The organism is Bacteroidota bacterium (genome assembly GCA_016721765.1).
In the GTDB taxonomy this organism is placed as follows: Bacteria; Bacteroidota; Bacteroidia; order UBA4408; family UBA4408; genus UBA4408.
Genome location: JADKHO010000001.1, coordinates 1,347,123 through 1,364,394, shown reverse-complemented (window position 1 = coordinate 1,364,394; position 17,272 = coordinate 1,347,123). Strand labels below are relative to the sequence as shown.

Annotated in this window: 17 protein-coding genes; 15 read left to right on the top strand and 2 right to left on the bottom strand. The window is 38.2% G+C overall.

Annotation, left to right across the window (positions count from 1 at the left end):
• Nucleotides 1-45: 45 nt before the first annotated feature.
• Entirely contained in the window at nt 46-1,569 is a 1,524-nt protein-coding gene (locus IPP32_04750; protein ID MBL0047393.1) for an HD domain-containing protein, read from the bottom strand.
• Between the two features lie 193 nt (nt 1,570-1,762).
• Between IPP32_04750 and IPP32_04745 the strand changes: the two genes are divergently transcribed.
• From IPP32_04745 to IPP32_04720, 6 genes are all read left to right on the top strand, one after another.
• A complete protein-coding gene (locus tag IPP32_04745; GenBank protein MBL0047392.1) occupies nt 1,763-3,718 on the top strand; it encodes a KUP/HAK/KT family potassium transporter in 1,956 nt (651 codons plus the stop codon).
• Nucleotides 3,719-3,789: 71 nt separating this feature from the next.
• Complete coding sequence (locus IPP32_04740) at nt 3,790-5,736, top strand: KUP/HAK/KT family potassium transporter (GenBank protein ID MBL0047391.1); 1,947 nt, start codon at nt 3,790-3,792, stop codon at nt 5,734-5,736.
• 227 nt (nt 5,737-5,963) lie between these two features.
• On the top strand, nt 5,964-6,485 hold the full coding sequence (locus IPP32_04735) for a YfiR family protein (GenBank protein MBL0047390.1): 522 nt from the start codon (nt 5,964-5,966) through the stop codon (nt 6,483-6,485).
• A gap of 5 nt (nt 6,486-6,490) precedes the next feature.
• On the top strand, nt 6,491-7,387 hold the full coding sequence (locus IPP32_04730) for a hypothetical protein (protein ID MBL0047389.1): 897 nt from the start codon (nt 6,491-6,493) through the stop codon (nt 7,385-7,387).
• A 25-nt stretch (nt 7,388-7,412) separates the two neighbouring features.
• Nucleotides 7,413-9,206 carry a SpoIIE family protein phosphatase gene (locus IPP32_04725; protein MBL0047388.1) on the top strand — a complete coding sequence of 598 codons (1,794 nt, stop codon included), beginning with the start codon at nt 7,413-7,415 and terminating at the stop codon, nt 9,204-9,206.
• Nucleotides 9,207-9,237: 31 nt separating this feature from the next.
• Nucleotides 9,238-9,582 carry a hypothetical protein gene (locus IPP32_04720; protein ID MBL0047387.1) on the top strand — a complete coding sequence of 115 codons (345 nt, stop codon included), beginning with the start codon at nt 9,238-9,240 and terminating at the stop codon, nt 9,580-9,582.
• Here the strand turns inward: IPP32_04720 and IPP32_04715 are convergent.
• On the bottom strand, nt 9,579-9,932 hold the full coding sequence (locus IPP32_04715) for a hypothetical protein (protein MBL0047386.1): 354 nt from the start codon (nt 9,930-9,932) through the stop codon (nt 9,579-9,581). The two genes, IPP32_04720 and IPP32_04715, sit on opposite strands and share 4 nt — an antisense overlap.
• Before the next feature lie 142 nt (nt 9,933-10,074).
• Between IPP32_04715 and IPP32_04710 the strand changes: the two genes are divergently transcribed.
• From IPP32_04710 to nuoE, 9 genes are all read left to right on the top strand, one after another.
• A complete protein-coding gene (locus IPP32_04710) occupies nt 10,075-10,938 on the top strand; it encodes a peptidylprolyl isomerase (GenBank protein ID MBL0047385.1) in 864 nt (287 codons plus the stop codon).
• 21 nt (nt 10,939-10,959) lie between these two features.
• Complete coding sequence (locus IPP32_04705) at nt 10,960-13,074, top strand: S9 family peptidase (protein ID MBL0047384.1); 2,115 nt, start codon at nt 10,960-10,962, stop codon at nt 13,072-13,074.
• 78 nt (nt 13,075-13,152) lie between these two features.
• Nucleotides 13,153-13,524 carry an NADH-quinone oxidoreductase subunit A gene (locus IPP32_04700; GenBank protein MBL0047383.1) on the top strand — a complete coding sequence of 124 codons (372 nt, stop codon included), beginning with the start codon at nt 13,153-13,155 and terminating at the stop codon, nt 13,522-13,524.
• Nucleotides 13,525-13,597: 73 nt separating this feature from the next.
• Nucleotides 13,598-14,143, top strand: coding sequence for an NADH-quinone oxidoreductase subunit B (locus IPP32_04695; GenBank protein ID MBL0047382.1), 546 nt, complete (start codon nt 13,598-13,600; stop codon nt 14,141-14,143).
• 110 nt (nt 14,144-14,253) lie between these two features.
• On the top strand, nt 14,254-14,757 hold the full coding sequence (locus IPP32_04690) for an NADH-quinone oxidoreductase subunit C (protein ID MBL0047381.1): 504 nt from the start codon (nt 14,254-14,256) through the stop codon (nt 14,755-14,757).
• Nucleotides 14,758-14,768: 11 nt separating this feature from the next.
• The gene (locus IPP32_04685) at nt 14,769-15,986 is read left to right on the top strand and encodes an NADH-quinone oxidoreductase subunit D (protein MBL0047380.1); all 1,218 of its coding nucleotides are present in this window, start codon (nt 14,769-14,771) and stop codon (nt 15,984-15,986) included.
• Nucleotides 15,987-16,023: 37 nt separating this feature from the next.
• Entirely contained in the window at nt 16,024-16,338 is a 315-nt protein-coding gene (locus IPP32_04680) for a nucleotidyltransferase domain-containing protein (GenBank protein ID MBL0047379.1), read from the top strand.
• A complete protein-coding gene (locus tag IPP32_04675; GenBank protein MBL0047378.1) occupies nt 16,328-16,720 on the top strand; it encodes a HEPN domain-containing protein in 393 nt (130 codons plus the stop codon). The genes IPP32_04680 and IPP32_04675 overlap by 11 nt, the downstream gene beginning before the upstream one ends.
• Complete coding sequence (gene nuoE, locus IPP32_04670) at nt 16,721-17,254, top strand: NADH-quinone oxidoreductase subunit NuoE (GenBank protein ID MBL0047377.1); 534 nt, start codon at nt 16,721-16,723, stop codon at nt 17,252-17,254.
• Nucleotides 17,255-17,272: the final 18 nt, after the last annotated feature.

The following is a 17,272-nucleotide window of genomic DNA, read 5'->3' as shown; positions in this document are numbered from 1 at the left end:
TGTAGAATTGTTTTTTATTTACTTGCTCGCATTAGAGAAGCCAACTTAAGCATAGGTAGCATAGCGCTCCATAATTTCTTCTAAACGCTTTTGTTTCGAGGCATCACGTGAAGCCTTGGCGGTTGCAGTAAAATATTTATGTGCATTCAAAAACTTAATTTGAACTGCATCAAATTCCTTGTCATTTTTCACGATTCCTTGCGCCAAAAATTCCAACTTTAAGGCTTCCGAAATCGGATAAAAATCTTCCCTACCCAAATAATCCAAATCGGCATCACACATAATTTTTTCGAGCAAAGTCTGCGCTTCCATGGGTAATTTGGTTGCGTGAATGATGCCTTCAATAACTTTCAATTGCTGATCGCTATAGCCGTATTGAGGTAAAATTTGCTTGGCCAACTCCACACTTTTATCTTCATGATTCATGTATGTTACCGTAAATCCGGCATCGTGAATGAGTGCTGCGGTAAGCAACAAGAATAAGTCTTCACCACTCACCCCTTCGGCTTTAGCTATGCGTTGCGCCGCATCACACACATCAAAAGTATGGTGCAAACCATGGTAGTGTAATCCTTCGGGTAACTTTATTTTCAGCAACTTCACTATGTGTTGCTCTGCCTTTTTGTAATTAAATTTTCTATCCAAGTTCGATTGCAGTTTTTCGCGGAAAGCAGCGTTGGGAACTATCCCTTCTCCATTCTCCGACAATTCGGGTTTAATCCGATGAGCGAAATACATTTCGACTTCATCGGGGCTCTTTGTTTTTATTTTGCCCCGAAATGTACAATCAAAAAAATCTTTTACCAAATAATAGGTGTTTCCCGAAATATTTACCTCACCCGCTTTTCCATGATGTTCGAGCGCACTGGCAATATTTACGGTGTCTCCCCAAATATCATAGGCAAAGCGTCGGGTGCCAATTACACCGGCAATCAGCTCACCCGAATGTATTCCAATGCGTAAGTTCCAAGTATCTTCCTTCTCAAGACGCTTTTGAACATTTTGCTTTTCCACATAACGTAGGATTTCAAAGGCGGCTAATATTATGTCAATCGGATTGCTGCGATTACGAATCGGCAATCCACCGGCGCACATATAGCTATCGCCAATTGTTTTTATTTGCTCGATATTGTATTTGCTGGTAATTTCATCAAACTTTATAAAATACGCATCCAATGCTTCTACCAACTCATGTGGACGAAGATTTGACGAGATTTTTGTAAATCCCTGAAAATCGGTAAACATCACTGATGCCAAGCGAAAGTGACGGGCAGTTGCTTTTCCTTTGGTTTTCAGCTCCTCAATAGTGTCTTTCGGTAAAATATTGGAGAGTAACTTTTCTACTTTCTCCTTTTCTCCCGCCAAAAGCGCATTTTGTTTCTCTATCTCCGCCTTTTGCGCTTCAATCTCGGCAGTGCGCCTTCGCACCTCCAATTCCAATTCTGATTTTTGGGTGCTAATTCGATTGATACGCGTACGGTTCCAAACCAAAAAAATTATTCCCGCACCCGCAACACTAAATCCTAATGTCCACCAAACCCTTCCTGCTAATAAAAAAAATAGTATCAAAGCCTTAAAATAAAATCTTACTTAATCAATAAAAATAAGGCTGCAAAGGTAGTAAACTAAACAAGTTTGATAAAATGACACGACTTAAGCCACAAAGATTTTTAACTATTTTTCAAAAGCTATTCAATTTGTGACATATTGCTAAGCTTTATCCAATTGAATTAAATACTTTTGCGCTCTTATTATCAATTTTATGTCCTCAGAGAAGCACCACATTAACAAGGTTACATTAGCCGGGTTAATGGTTACACTCGGTATCATTTATGGCGATATCGGAACCTCTCCTTTATATGTACTAAAAGCCATAGTTGGCAATGATCCCATTAATAAAGATGTTGTGTTAGGAGCGGTTTCCTGTATATTTTGGACGCTCACCTTACAAACCACTATCAAATATGTTATTATCACACTGCGTGCAGATAATAAAGGTGAGGGCGGAATTTTTTCGCTGTATGCACTTGTACGACGCACCAAGCGAAAATGGCTTTTGGTGCCTGCCATTATTGGCGGAAGTACTTTGCTCGCCGATGGAATTATAACGCCACCTATCTCGGTTGCTTCTTCAATAGAGGGATTGCGCTTGTTTAGTGCTAATATACCTACAGTTCCAATAGTTATTTTAATTATTTCCGTATTGTTTTTTATTCAGCAATTTGGGACCAAAATGGTAGGTAAATTTTTTGGGCCGGTGATGCTTATTTGGTTTAGTATGCTAGCCATACTTGGTATTTCACAATTAGTTCATAATCCGGGTGTTCTAAAGGCATTAAATCCTTATTACGCGTATTATGTATTGTCTAATTATCCCAATGCCATGCTTTTATTGGGTGCTGTTTTTCTTTGCACAACAGGAGCTGAAGCATTGTATTCAGATTTGGGCCATTGTGGAAAGGAAAATATTCGCATGAGTTGGATTTTTGTAAAAACTTGTTTGGTGCTAAATTACTTTGGTCAAGCGGCCTGGTTAATTGCACATCACGATGAAAAACTTTCTGCTTTTGCCGGAGGAAATCCTTTTTTTTCCATAATGCCACAATGGTTTTATGGCACCGGAATCATAATTGCGGCTTCTGCAGCGATTGTAGCGAGTCAGGCTTTAATAAGCGGTTCGTTTACACTCATTAATGAGGCTATGCGATTAAACTTCTGGCCAAAAGTGCGCGTAGTTTATCCCACTAATTTACGCGGTCAAATCTACATCCCTTCGGTAAATTGGTTGCTCATGTGGGGATGTATTTTCGTGGTATTATTTTTTAAAGAATCATCCAACATGGAAGCTGCCTATGGTTTGGCCATTGTGCTTACAATGCTCATGACAACTACTTTGCTCACCTATTACATGATTTTAAAGCGTTACAATCCTGTTTATATTGTCTTAAGCTTAATCATCTACCTCGGTATCGAAATATCTTTTTTAATTGCCAACTTAAATAAGTTTGTACACGGTGGTTACGTTACTTTATTAATAGCAGCAATTTTAATCACTGTTATGGCTGTATGGTATCAAGCTAGAAAAATAAAAAACCGTTACGTTGAGTTTGTAAAACTGAAAGATTATCTCCCTTTATTGGCTGATTTATCTGCAGACCTTAGCATTCCCAAATATGCAACTCACTTGGTGTATTTGAGCAGCGCTGATAAACACGATGAGTTGGAATCAAAAGTAATTTATTCCATTATGCAAAAACAGCCCAAACGTGCTGATATTTATTGGTTTTTGCATGTGGATGTTGTAGATGAGCCTTATCGTTCGGAGTATAAAGTGCGTGAGTTGGCTAAAGATGATGTGTTTCGGGTGGATTTTAAATTAGGATTTAGGGTTGCTCCCCGAATTAATTTGCTTTTCCGCAAAGTGGTGCAAGATATGGTAAAGAACAAAGAAGTTGATATTACCAGTCGCTATGAATCACTCAATAAAAATAGTGTGATAGGAGATTTTCGTTTTGTAGTGATTGAAAAATTCTTGTCAAATGAGAATGAGCTACCCTTCTACGATAAAATTGTGCTGGACATTTATTTTGTTTTGAAACAATTAAGCCTTTCTGAGGAGAAAGCATTTGGTCTCGACACAAGTTCCGTTACTACTGAAAAAGTTCCTTTAATTGTAACGCCAACGCGCGATATCAATTTAGTGAGAATCCCCCTCTAAAACCAATTTATTTCGATTAACAGAATTTGGAATGCCAAAGTAATATTTACTTTCGCAGCTCTTAATCTTTTATGTCAGCGCATCACTCTGTTCACAAAGTTTCAGCAGCCGGGCTTCTTGTAACGCTAGGAATTATTTTTGGCGATATTGGTACCTCACCCTTGTATGTGCTAAAAGCAATCGTAGGAGAAGCTCCTATTAATGTTGAAACAGTAATGGGTGGAATTAGTTGTATATTCTGGACCCTTACACTTCAAACTACGATTAAATATGTAATCCTTACGCTCCGTGCCGATAATAAAGGAGAGGGAGGAATTTTCAGTTTGTATACCTTAGTCAAAAAAACCAAAATTAAGTGGTTGCTGTTTCCGGCTGTAATTGGTGGAAGCGCTATTTTAGCAGAAGGAATTATTACCCCCCCAATTTCTGTCTCCTCTGCCATTGAAGGTTTGGGAATGATTGAATCACTTCGCCACATTCCAACAGTTCCGATTGTAATCATTATCATATTCTTACTCTTTGCAATACAGCAATTCGGAACAAAATCCATTGGAAAACTCTTTGGTCCGGTGATGCTCATTTGGTTTACCACAATAGGAATTCTTGGTTTTTCGGAATTGATGCACAATTGGTCGGTACTTAAAGCTATCAATCCCTATTACGCCTATTTATTATTAGCCGAGCATCCCAATGGTTTTTGGCTTTTGGGAGCTGTTTTTTTGTGCACTACCGGAGCTGAAGCGCTTTATTCTGATCTTGGACATTGCGGCAAACAAAACATTCGTATTACTTGGAGTTTTGTAAAAGTTACTTTATTACTCAATTATTTTGGTCAAGCATCTTGGCTTATTTCCCAAGAAGGGAGTTGGCTGGGCGGGTCCAATCCTTTTTATGCAATTATGCCGCTTTGGTTTTTACCTTTTGGAATTATGTTGGCTACGGTCTCTACTGTGGTGGCAAGCCAAGCATTAATTAGCGGCTCATTTACCTTAATTAACGAGGCAATTCGTTTAAATTTTTGGCCCAAAGCCCGCATCAAATATCCCGGCGATATCAAAGGTCAGTTGTATATTCCATCGGTAAATTGGTTTTTGTGTATCGGCTGTATAATTGTTGTTCTTCATTTTCGTGAATCTTCTAAAATGGAGGCTGCTTATGGCCTAACCATTATTTTGGGGATGCTGATGTCTTCGCGTTTGCTCACTTATTTTATGAAAATTAAAAAATATTGGAAGCCATTTATCTGGATGTTTATTGTAGTTTATTTAATTGTGGAATTGTCTTTTTTTGTAGCGCAATTAGGGAAATTTACGAATGGCGGATGGATCAGTTTAATGATTGCCAGTTTCCTCTCATCCATTATGTTGATTTGGTTTTATGCCCGCAAAATCCGCAATCGCTATGTTGAATTTGTAAAGCTAGGCGACTATCTGCCTATACTCGAAGATTTAAGCCACGATTTAACCGTTCCCAAATATGCCACACATTTGGTTTACCTTACCAGTGCTGATAGCCGTGAAGAAATAGAATCTAAAATCATTTATTCCATCATGCAAAAGCAACCCAAACGAGCCGATATTTATTGGTTTGTGCATGTGGATGTAGTGGATGAACCTTATCGAATGGAATACAAGGTGAGCGAATTCATTCACGACGATGTTATCCGAATTGATTTTCGACTTGGATTCCGAATTGCACCCCGCATCAATTTAATGTTTCGCAAAGCAGTAGAAGATATGGTGCGTAACAATGAGGTTGATATAACAAGCCGCTATAAATCATTAAATAAAAACAACATCATTGGTGATTTTAGATTCATTGTTATCGAAAAATTTGTTTCCTACGAAAACGATCTGCCTTTTATTGAAAAAATTATTTTGGATGTTTATTCCGTTTTAAAACACCTCAGTTTATCGGAACCTAAAGCTTTTGGTTTAGACACCAGTTCCGTTACTGTGGAAACTGTGCCGCTCATTATTGCCCCTCCAAAAAACATTAACATGGTGCGAATTCCATAGTAGGCGAAGGGATTCAACAGCGCTCAACCACACAAAACACCTTACCTATTTAGTCTTTATTTTGTCAAAAGTCCGGTAATTTATTTCCATTCGTTTTCAACTTTATAGTGTCAACAAATTCAAAAACAAGCGTTGGTTAATCGTTTTCTTTTGAGTAGTTTTGATGATTGCAAATTGTGCCCTACTAATTTATAGCACAATACTTGCAATGCCCCGCTCGAAAAAAAATGAACAGGTTTTTTAAAATAGCTTTTGTAGGTTTGATAGGCTTCATGTCGCTTGGTATTCAAGCGGCAGATGATACGCCGTCAAAAATCAAGGCAACCTTCATTTACAACTTCACAAAATACATTGAGTGGCCGGCCAGCTATAAACAAGGAAATTTCATCATCGGAATTGTAGGCACTACCCCCTTGTTGAAAGATTTGAGCAACATGGCCGCAACTAAAAAAGCCGGCGCTCAACCTTTTGAAATACAAAGTTTCCCGAATGTAAATGCAATTGGCAAGTGCCATTTGCTATTTGTTGCTGCTGATAATGCCTCGAACATTAAAGAAATTTCTTCAAAAATGAAAGGCTTTAGCACACTTATCGTGGCTGAACGTCCGGGCTGTGCCAAACAAGGTGCCGCCATCAATTTTGTGATTATGGAAAACAAACAACGCTTCGAATTAAACAAGGCTAATGCCGAAAAATATAATTTAAAAATAGGTTCCAGCCTAGCCGGCTTGGCCATTTTAGTTGAATAAAGTATATGAAAAAGATTAAATTAATAGTGTTTTTGGTATGTTGCTCATTCCTAGGAATGGCGCAAGCGCAAGAGCATGACTTAATTTTTACCATTCAAAATTATTTGCAACAAAATGATTACATCAATGCCAAAATTACGAGTGACTCAGCCGTTGCAAGTAAAGCATTAAAAGATAGTCCAAGAGCCTGGTATTTGCGTGGATTCTCGTATAAAGAATATTATAAGAAATTTGAAACAGCAAACAAAGCACTTAGCTCTCGAGAAGAAGCTTACCGCTCCTTTGTGCGCTCCATACAATTAGATGCAAATAATGAATTAGTCGCTGAGAATCAAAAGAATTTAAAATCACTTTCTGCGCTTTACTACAACGATGTAAAAGCATTTTTGGACAGCTTCAATACAAATCAAGCTGAAAAATATTATGCACTTTATAAGCGAACAGCATTGGCTTCTGATTCCGCTTTTGATTTTTCAAAAAAAGAAATTGATGTGCATCTTGCGCTTGGATATGCTTATTTAAAACTTGCAGAAACTCCGGATTCTTCCCTTAGAAAACAATACATAGCCAAAGAAAGAGACGCTTTTAGCAAAGTATTGGCAATCGATCCAAATAACATTACAGCCAATTATAATATGGCGCTCCTGTATTATAATCAAGCCGTTAAGATTATTAATGCAATGGGTTATGATGAAGACATTGTTAGCTTAAACATGATAGTAGACAATTGCACCGGCTTATTTAAAGAATCTTTACCTTTTATGGAAAAAGCCTATCACTTAAATCCCAACAGAAGAGAAACTTTAGTAGGTTTGTCGGGAATATATTTTAGTTTAAATGAAGAGGAGAAACGTCAGTATATTGATTTACTTCTTCAAGATTTGGACCGAAATAAAAAATAATTTCCCATAACCCGAAACCGCTTTCATGAACTTTAGATTTACCATTGGTAGAAAAATAGGAACAGGCTTCGGGATATTAATTCTGTCTACCCTCATTGCCTTTCTTTTTACCAACACAACCTTAAAAGAAAGCCGTAAAATCAATGATAAAATCAACCAAGTTTACAATCCATCGCTCAAAGCTTTGGATGAACTAAACAAGGTAGTGCTCATCTCAAAACCTTTAATTAGTTATTGGGTAAACGTTCAAACCATCCCTGAAAATCCCGACAAACAAAAGCTTCGTGAAAATAACTTCAGAGAATACCCTGCACTAAAAGGCCGCATTAAAGGACTTTCACTGCGGTGGAGAAAAGATGACCGCGACTCCATTAACGATGTGTTTACCAAAATTGATGAACTGTTTGCGATTCACAAAGAAGTAATGGACTCCATCAATTCATTTGCTTCCTATAGCGACCCCCTTCTTATTTTTAATTATGGTCCTTTGGTGGAAACCGGTGGCGACATCGATTTAAAAACACAAGCTGTTCAACAAAAACTGTCGCGCATCATCGACCGCCAAAACAGAGATTCTAAGCGCATCAACAACGATATGCTACTTTCCTTCCGAACCCTCACTACCATTGTAACCGGGCTTGGAATTGCACTCTTAATAGGTGGTTTGTTAATTGCCATGTTTACCGTTAGGAGTATCGTGCGGCCTATTTCTTACCTAAAAAAGATACTGATTTCGATGGGAAAAGGAGTTTTACCGGATGAAAAAATACGTAACCGAAATGATGAAATTGGTGAAATGTCGCTTGCCTTAAATGACCTTGTTGATGGACTCAGAAGTACTACCCACTTTGCAAAAGAAGTGGGTTCGGGAAACTTTGCATCAGAATACAATCCTTTAAGTGATCAGGATACCCTTGGACATGCGCTCTTAAAGATGCGTAGTGAATTGGACGAAAACGAACGCTTCCTCGAAGCGAAGGTGGTGGAACGTACTGAGGAAGTGGTGAAACAAAAAGAGGAAATCGAAACTAAAAACGAAATCCTTGAAGTGCTTTACAAACAAGTAACCGATAGTATTCGTTACGCAAAGCGCATTCAAGAAGCCATTCTTCCTCCACAAAGTGTGTTGCGTATTATTCTTCCCAACTCCTTTATTTTATATAAACCCAAAGACATTGTTAGCGGTGACTTTTATTGGGTAGAACAAAAAAACGGTAAAACCCTTTTTTCTGCTGTAGATTGTACAGGTCATGGTGTGCCGGGTGCTTTTATGAGTATTGTGGCTTACAACATTTTAAAATATGTAGTAAATAACAACAATGAATCGCAACCCGCGCGTATACTCGATGCACTCAACATCGGCGTAAGTGAAACCTTGCATCAATCAAACAGCGAAACACAAAGCAAAGACGGAATGGACTTGGCGCTCTGTTCCATCGATTTTAAAAACAAAGAACTTCAATTTGCGGGAGCCTACAATCCTTTGTATTTAATCCGTGATGGACAGTTATTAGAATACAAAGCCGATAAATTTCCAATAGGTTACTATACAGGTTCTACTGCCAAGCCCTATAAGAACAATGTTATTGATTTAAAATCAGGAGATATGGTGTATGTATTTTCGGATGGATATGTGGATCAGTTTGGAGGTCCGGCCGGAAAAAAATTCATGGCCAATCGCTTCAGAAATTTACTTCTTGAAATTTATCAAAAACCGGTGGAGGAGCAGAAAAAAATTCTCGACAATCAACTCATAGATTGGCAAGGTGTGCATGAGCAAGTGGATGACATACTTGTTATGGGAATAAAAATAGTATAAGTACACCCAAATTTAGTAACTACACATTTTAATGGATCTAGAATTTGAAGCAAGCTGGAATACGCTTGTAAAAAAAATATCAGAACCTTATGGCGAAGCATTGGACGTGCAAGCCATTCTTTTTTTGATTGGAGTGCAAGAATTGGGACAAGGTTTTCGAAAATTTAGTAAAGACCAAAAACTTGATGTGATGCACATTGCAGTTTGCACCTTGCTTGGGCAATATGGTTACTATGAATATGAAGGAATGGATGGCGATGGATGGCCGCATTGGAAAGCAACCGAAAAGTTGCCGCACTTAAAACCTTTGCAACAAAATCATTTAATGCGTCAAGCGATTGTAGAATATTTTAAAAAAAAAGAAAGCGAAAACTAATGAACGGTAATCGCCAGTTCCACCTTTTTTCCTTCTTCTAGGCGAAGAATGCCGTATCCCGAAATTGTTTTTCCTCCCACTTGTTTTGATACTTCCACTTGTAAAATTGCTTCGTTCTCAAATGTGTGAAAAGTTTTTCCACGGTTATCAGAAATTTGAGTGTCTTCAATCGTTCCGGGAGGAGTATTGTTTTTTGAATTTACATAAACCTTGGCACCACCAAGAGCTTTACCAACTGAGTCAACTAAACTAATTTCGGCTTCTGTTGGTTTTTTCTTTTTACAAGAAGATTGTACTGCAACAAAAACAAGGAGCGATAAGGCTATTAATGGAACTAGTATTCTCTTCATTTGGGCTTGAGTTAATTTTTCAGAAACGGAATTGTGCAATCCCCTCTCTGATAATAAATATTTGTAATATTGTGAAATTGATATACAAAAGTAAAACAAAATTATGATTTCAAATAACCCTGTTTTTAAACCCTTCTAAAGAATGAAAAAAATAAGTTTATTCCTTACTGCGCTATGCCTGTTATGCACAACCGGCTTTGCACAAAAATCAAAAAAAACTGAAAAAGCTCCGGCAGTCGAAATCCTGCAAGACAGTGTGGTTCAAATTACAACCGACATGGGAATTATTAAAGTAAGGTTGTACAATGAAACTCCATTGCACCGCGACAATTTTTTAAAATTGGTGCGTGAAAAAACCTTAGACAGTACCTTGTTTCATAGGGTAATCAGTAATTTTATGATCCAAGGCGGCGATGTTACCAGCAAACGCGCTACACCTGAAGCCATGCTTGGAAACGGCGATGTAGGCTATACTATCCCTGCCGAGATTAATCCAAAGTTTTATCATAAAAAAGGTGCACTATCGGCTGCTCGACAAGGGGATAATGTGAATCCACTGAAAGCTTCAAGTGGTTGCCAGTTTTACATTGTGCAAGGAAATAAATTTGCCCCTAGCGATTTAGACGCAATGGAAGCCCGTGTGAATCAACAAAACAAGCAAAGTTTATTTCAGCAAATAATAACCCGTCCTGAAAATGAAGCCTTAAAAAATCGCTTTATTGCCAATCAGCCCACCCAAAACCCGGATAGCATGAATGTACTTAATGCCCTTGCCGAAGCTATGACCAATGCAGAAGCAGCGAAACTTGCACCTTTTAAATACAGCGAGGAACAACGAAAAACCTATAACACACTTGGTGGCACCCCGCATTTGGATGGCGGATATACAGTTTTTGGGGAAGTAATTGAAGGTTTGGATGTGATTGATAAAATAGCTGCTGTGGAAAAAGGCGCAAACGACCGACCAAAGCAAGACATTCGCATGTATTGCAAAATTATTCACTAAAAATTATTCGCATCTTAACTCATGCAAAAATTTATTCTTGGTACCGCTTCTTTATTTTTATTTACCATGGCAAGTGCTCAAAACACAGTGCGCTTAAAATATCCTCAAACTGCAAAAGTGGATCAGGTAGACGACTATTTTGGCACTCGTGTTGCGGATCCTTATAGATGGCTGGAAAACGATACCGCGGCTAAAGTTAAACAATGGGTAACAGAGCAAAATAAAGTAACACAAAATTACCTCGGGCAAATTCCCTTTCGCGAAAAAATCAAAAATCGAATTACCGATATCATTAATTTTCCAAAATATACTGCTCCTACTCGAGTGGGCGAATATTATATTTTTAGCAGAAATAACGGCTTACAAAACCAATCGGTGTATTATGTGCAAAAAGGACTCGATGGAACGCCGATGGAATTAATTGACCCCAATAAAATTTCAGCCGATGGAACTTCTGCTGTGGAATTGCGGGGTGCTTCCAAAGATGGTAAGTACATGGCTTTTTCGGTAGCGCAAGCGGGAGGCGACTGGGAAGAAATTTGGGTAATTGAACTGGCTACTCAAAAACTTATTTCGGATAAAATAAAATGGGTGAAATTTGCAAGCCCGGCCTGGTATGGAAATGGTTTTTTTTACAGTGGCTATGAACGCCCAAGCATGGTTAGCGCGTTTTCAATGAAAAATGAATTTCAAAAAATTTATTACCACAAATTAGGTGAACCTCAAGAAAAAGATGCCCTCATTTTTGAAGACACCAAACATGCTGAACGTTATGTACATGCCGAAACAACCGAAGATGAAAAATATTTAATTTTAACTATTCGGGATGTGGGTCAAGATGGAATGGAATTGCGCTATAAGAATTTATTAAAAGATAAAGATTTTAAATTGCTTTTCAGTGGATTTGAGTATGATTATTCGGTGATTGGACAAAGCGGAGATCTGCTTATTGTGAATACCAATGAAAATGCACCCAATCATAAAATTATTGCCGTAAATCCACTCAACCCAAAAAAGGAAAACTGGAAAACTCTGGTGGCAGAAAAGCCTGAATTAATAAAAGAATCTGTTACCATTGGAAACAAACTAATTATCAATTACCTCAAAGATGTAACAAGCCGCTTATATCAGTATGATTTAAGCGGAAATATGGAGCGCGAAATTACACTCCCGGGTTTGGGCACAACAAGCATTGTAGGCGGTGGTGCAAGCGATAAATATTTGTTTTATACCTATACTTCCTATACCTACCCGCCTTCTATTTTTCGGTATGAATTGTCAAGTGGGAAAACCGAAATTCAATATAAATCTGATGTAAAATTCAATATCGATGACTACGAAACCAAACAGGTTTTTTATACCAGTAAAGACGGAACAAAAATTCCTTTATTTATTGCCTGTAAAAAAGGCCTAAAATTAGATGGTTCCAATCCTACTATATTGTTTGCTTACGGAGGTTTTAACATAAGTAAATACCCGGAGTTTGATGCAACGTTAATGGTATTGCTGGAGCAGGGTGGCATTTATGCACTTGCCAATATTCGTGGCGGTGGGGAGTATGGCGAAAATTGGCACAAAGCCGGTATGCAGCTTAATAAACAAAATGTTTTTGATGATTATATTGCTGCCGCTGAATACCTCATTTCTGAACACTATACTTCTCCACAAAGATTAGCCGCATTGGGGCGCTCTAACGGCGGATTATTAATTGGTGCGGTGATTAACCAACGGCCCGATTTGTTTAAGGTGGCATTCCCAAAAGTTGGGGTAATGGACATGTTGCGCTTTCAAAAATTTACGGTAGGATGGGGATGGGTGAATGATTACGGCTCGAGCGATAGCTTACGTCATTTTCAAAATTTGTACGGCTACTCACCGCTTCATAACCTAAAGGAAAATGTGGAATACCCCGCAACGATGATTACCACTGCCGATCACGATGACCGCGTGGTGCCGGCACATTCTTTTAAATATGCTGCAACGTTTCAAGAAAAATACAAAGGCAATAATCCCATTCTCATCCGAATTGAGTCGAAAGCGGGACATGGAGCTACCGGAAAGCCGGTTGGAAAGTGGATTGATGAACAAACTGATATCTTCTCTTTCATGTTTTATAACATGGGACTTAAGTTTTAGCGAAAACAAAACAGAATTCTATTGCTTAGTCTTATATAATCTCTAAATTTGTTCGCGCAAATTTTGAAACCCTCATATATGAATGCACAAAGTGGCTTGATAGATTACCTGCCCATTGGCCTGATGGCAATTGTTGCAATTGGATTTGTATTAATGGTTATGGTGCTAACGCACTGGATGGGTCCAAAACGAAAATCTAAAATAAAACTCGAATCTTTTGAATGTGGCATCGAATCGCAAGGTAACGCGCGCATGCCTTTTAGCATCAAATATTTTTTAGTGGCTATTCTTTTTGTGTTGTTTGATGTGGAAGTAATTTTTATGTATCCCTGGGCAGTAAACTTTAAAGAACTTGGGATGTTAGGCTTTGCAGAAATGTTACTCTTTATTTCCTTTTTACTGGTGGGCTTTTATTACATCATTAAAAAGGGTGCTTTGAAATGGGAGTAAGGTGTATTTATTTTATTAACTAGAAAAATCCCCAACCTCTTCTCTCCTTTAGAGAGGCAGGCGGGTGAGGAAGATGGCAGTAGATATTAAATCAGATTATAAACCCGAAGGCCTGGAAGGTGCCGGCTTTTTTGCAACAAAACTAGACGATGTAGTTGGCCTCGCCCGTAAAAACTCCTTATGGCCTTTGCCTTTCGCCACCTCTTGTTGCGGAATCGAATTTATGGCAACCATGGCAAGTACTTATGATTTGGCTCGCTTTGGTTCCGAACGTTTAAGCTTCTCGCCGCGTCAAGCAGATTTATTAATGGTAATGGGAACCATTTCAAAAAAAATGGGACCTGTGTTGCGCCAAGTATATGAGCAAATGGCTGAGCCCAAATGGGTGTTAAGTATGGGTGCATGCGCTTGTACAGGTGGAATTTTTGATACCTATAGTGTTTTACAGGGTATCGATCGCATTATTCCTGTGGATGTGTACATCCCTGGCTGCCCACCGCGCCCTGAACAAGTTTTAGACGGGGTGATGAAAATTCAGGAATTGGTTCAAAATGAATCTCGTAGAAGGCGAGAAACCCCTGAATACAAAGCCATGCTTGCCGAATACGGAATACTATAACATCCGCTTAATGTATACAGAACTATAGAAATTGATGGTACAAGGATTAGGTTTTCAAATTTTTTCAGTGAATCAGTATTTGTACTTTATACTTACTACTTCTTACTAAAATGACACAAGAAACACAGCTTAGTATTGCAGAAACACTCAAAGCAAAATTTGGCGATGATATCCTCAGTACCGAAACTCCCTTTGATTTCCTAACCATCTATATTCGAAAAGAAAAGATTACCGAGATTATTCAATTTCTGCACGATGCCGAAAATTTACAATTCCGCTTTCTTACCGATTTGTGTGGTGTCCATTTTCCGGATGCCGGCGAAAAATTTATGGTGGTGTATCACCTGCATAGTTTGACGAACAATTACCGCATTCGATTAAAAGCTGCCGTTGGTGGGGAACATCCTGAAGTACAAAGTATAACCGGTATCTTTCCTTCTGCTAATTGGATGGAGCGCGAAACATTTGATTTTTATGGAATTCTTTTTAAAGGTCATCCCAACTTAAAGCGCATTTTAAATGTAGATGATATGTTGATATTTCCATTACGAAAAGAATTTCCGCTTGAAGATCAAGTGCGCCTAGATAAAAACGATGCACAATTTGGACGATAATACAAAAAGCGATGGCAGAACTTGTAAAAAATAATCAAAATCAAATTCTCGTTACTCCTGAAAAGGAATATTCAATATTAAATCTTGGCCCTACACATCCCGCTACTCATGGTATTTTTCAAAATGTGTTGAAAATGGATGGGGAAATTATTGTAGAAGCCGAACCAACAATTGGCTACATACACCGTGCTTTCGAAAAATTAGCCGAGCGCCGACCTTACAATCAAATTACACCCTTAACCGACCGCATGAATTACTGCTCCTCCCCTATTAACAATATGGGTTGGCACATGACGGTTGAAAAATTAATAAAAGCCGAAATTCCAAAACGTGTAGAATATCTCCGCGTAATTATTATGGAGCTTTCGCGCATTGCCGATCATTTGGTGTGCAACAGTGTAATAGGTGTGGATACAGGTGCCATGACCGGATTCTTACATGTATTTCAATACCGCGAAAAAATTTACGAAATTTTTGAAGAAATCTGTGGCGCTCGCCTTACCACAAACATTGGACGTATTGGTGGATTTGAAAGAGACTTCCCGGCTGCGGCTTGGGCAAAATTAGATGCCTTTTTAACCGAATTTCCAAAAGGTCTGGCGGAATGGGAGAAACTTATCATGCGCAACCGCATTTTCATGGATCGTACCATTAACTGTGGTCCCATATCTGCCGAAAGAGCTTTGGCCTATAGCTTTACCGGACCAAACTTGCGTGCTGCCGGTGTGGATTATGATGTGCGGGTGCATACTCCTTATTCTTCCTATCAGGATTTTGATTTTACCATTCCTGTAGGAACGCAAGGAGATACCTATGATCGATTTATGGTGCGTGAAGAAGAAATGTGGCAGAGCATCAGCATCATTAAACAAGCACTTCAAAAAATGCCTAAAGGGAATGCTTTTCATGGCGATGTACCTGATTTTTACCTTCCTCCAAAAGAAGAAGTGTATAACAATATGGAAGCACTCATTTATCATTTTAAAATTGTAATGGGCGAAACAGCCATTCCTGCCGGCGAAGTGTATCATTGTGTGGAAGGAGGAAATGGCGAGTTAGGATTTTATTTGATTAGTGATGGCGGAAGAACTCCATACCGCTTGCATTTCAGAAGGCCATGTTTTATTTATTATCAAGCTTATCCCGAAATGATTAAAGGAGCCATGTTGAGCGATGCAATCCTTACCATGAGTAGTATGAATGTAATTGCTGGTGAATTGGATGCTTAAAATGGATTTAGTGTTTGCTAAATAATTGAATTAGAAAGTGATTACAAATCAAAATATTGAAGATGTAAAAAACAGGATCGTAAATTTTATTCATCCTGAAAAAATAATTTTGTTTGGTTCATACGCCGATGGAAAGGCAACTGAGGATAGTGATTTAGATTTGTTGATAGTATATAAGACTGATTTACCCCGAAAAGAAAGAAGATTGCCAATAAGAAAAGCTTTACATGATTTTAAATTTCCAATGGATATAATAGTTTATACACCTGAAGAAATTGAATATTTTAAAGATTCTTCGATGGCTTTTATTACACAAGTTGTGGAGGAAGGAAAGGTAATATATGCTCGATAAAAAGCTTTTACATTTAGAGTGGATTAAGTTTGCCGAAACAGACTTAAGCGCAGCTCGTGAGCTCTTTAGTAAAGATGATTCATACCTAAACATTGTTGCTTTTTTGAGTCAGCAAGGATGTGAGAAGGCGATTAAAGCATGTCTTATTAAACTTGAAATTAAACACAGAAAGATTCATGATTTACATTCTTTATTAAGCTTGTTGGAAGGCCAACCATTTTTTTCCTCTAAATTGTATGATGCAATTGAAGCATTTGAAAAATTTAATGTTGAAATCCGATATCCTGATGCAGATATTTTTCCAACAAAAAAAGAAGCTGAAATTGCAATAGACGCATCTGAATTTATTATTAGTTTTATCAAGGAAAATATTAAAGATTAAATGACGAAACCAAAATTTTCAGAAGAAACACTAGCAGTAGCAAATAGCATTATTGCCCGCTATCCGGCCGACCGAAAAAAATCGGCGCTTATTCCGCTCCTTCATTTAGCTCAAGCTGAATTTGACGGGTGGCTGAGTGCCGAAAGCATGGATTATGTTGCGAGCTTGCTTGGTATTTTACCCATTGAAGTGTATGAAGTGGCATCCTTTTATAGTATGTTTAATTTAAAACCGGTGGGCAAATGCTTGTTGGAAGTATGTCGCACCGCACCTTGCTGGCTTAGAGGAGCTGATGATTTAGTGGATTACCTCGAGAAAAAATTAAAGATAAAAGTGGGTGAAACCACCCCCGATGGAATGTTTACTTTAAAAACAGTGGAATGCCTGGGTTCTTGCGGAACTGCGCCTATGTTGCAATGCGGTGCTGATTTTTACGAGAACCTTACTCAGGAAAAAACAGATAGTTTAATTGAAAAACTTAGTGCTGCCAACAAAAGAAGTGCCTATACAAAGTCAAACGAAATTACCATTTAATTACCTCTGATTTATTAA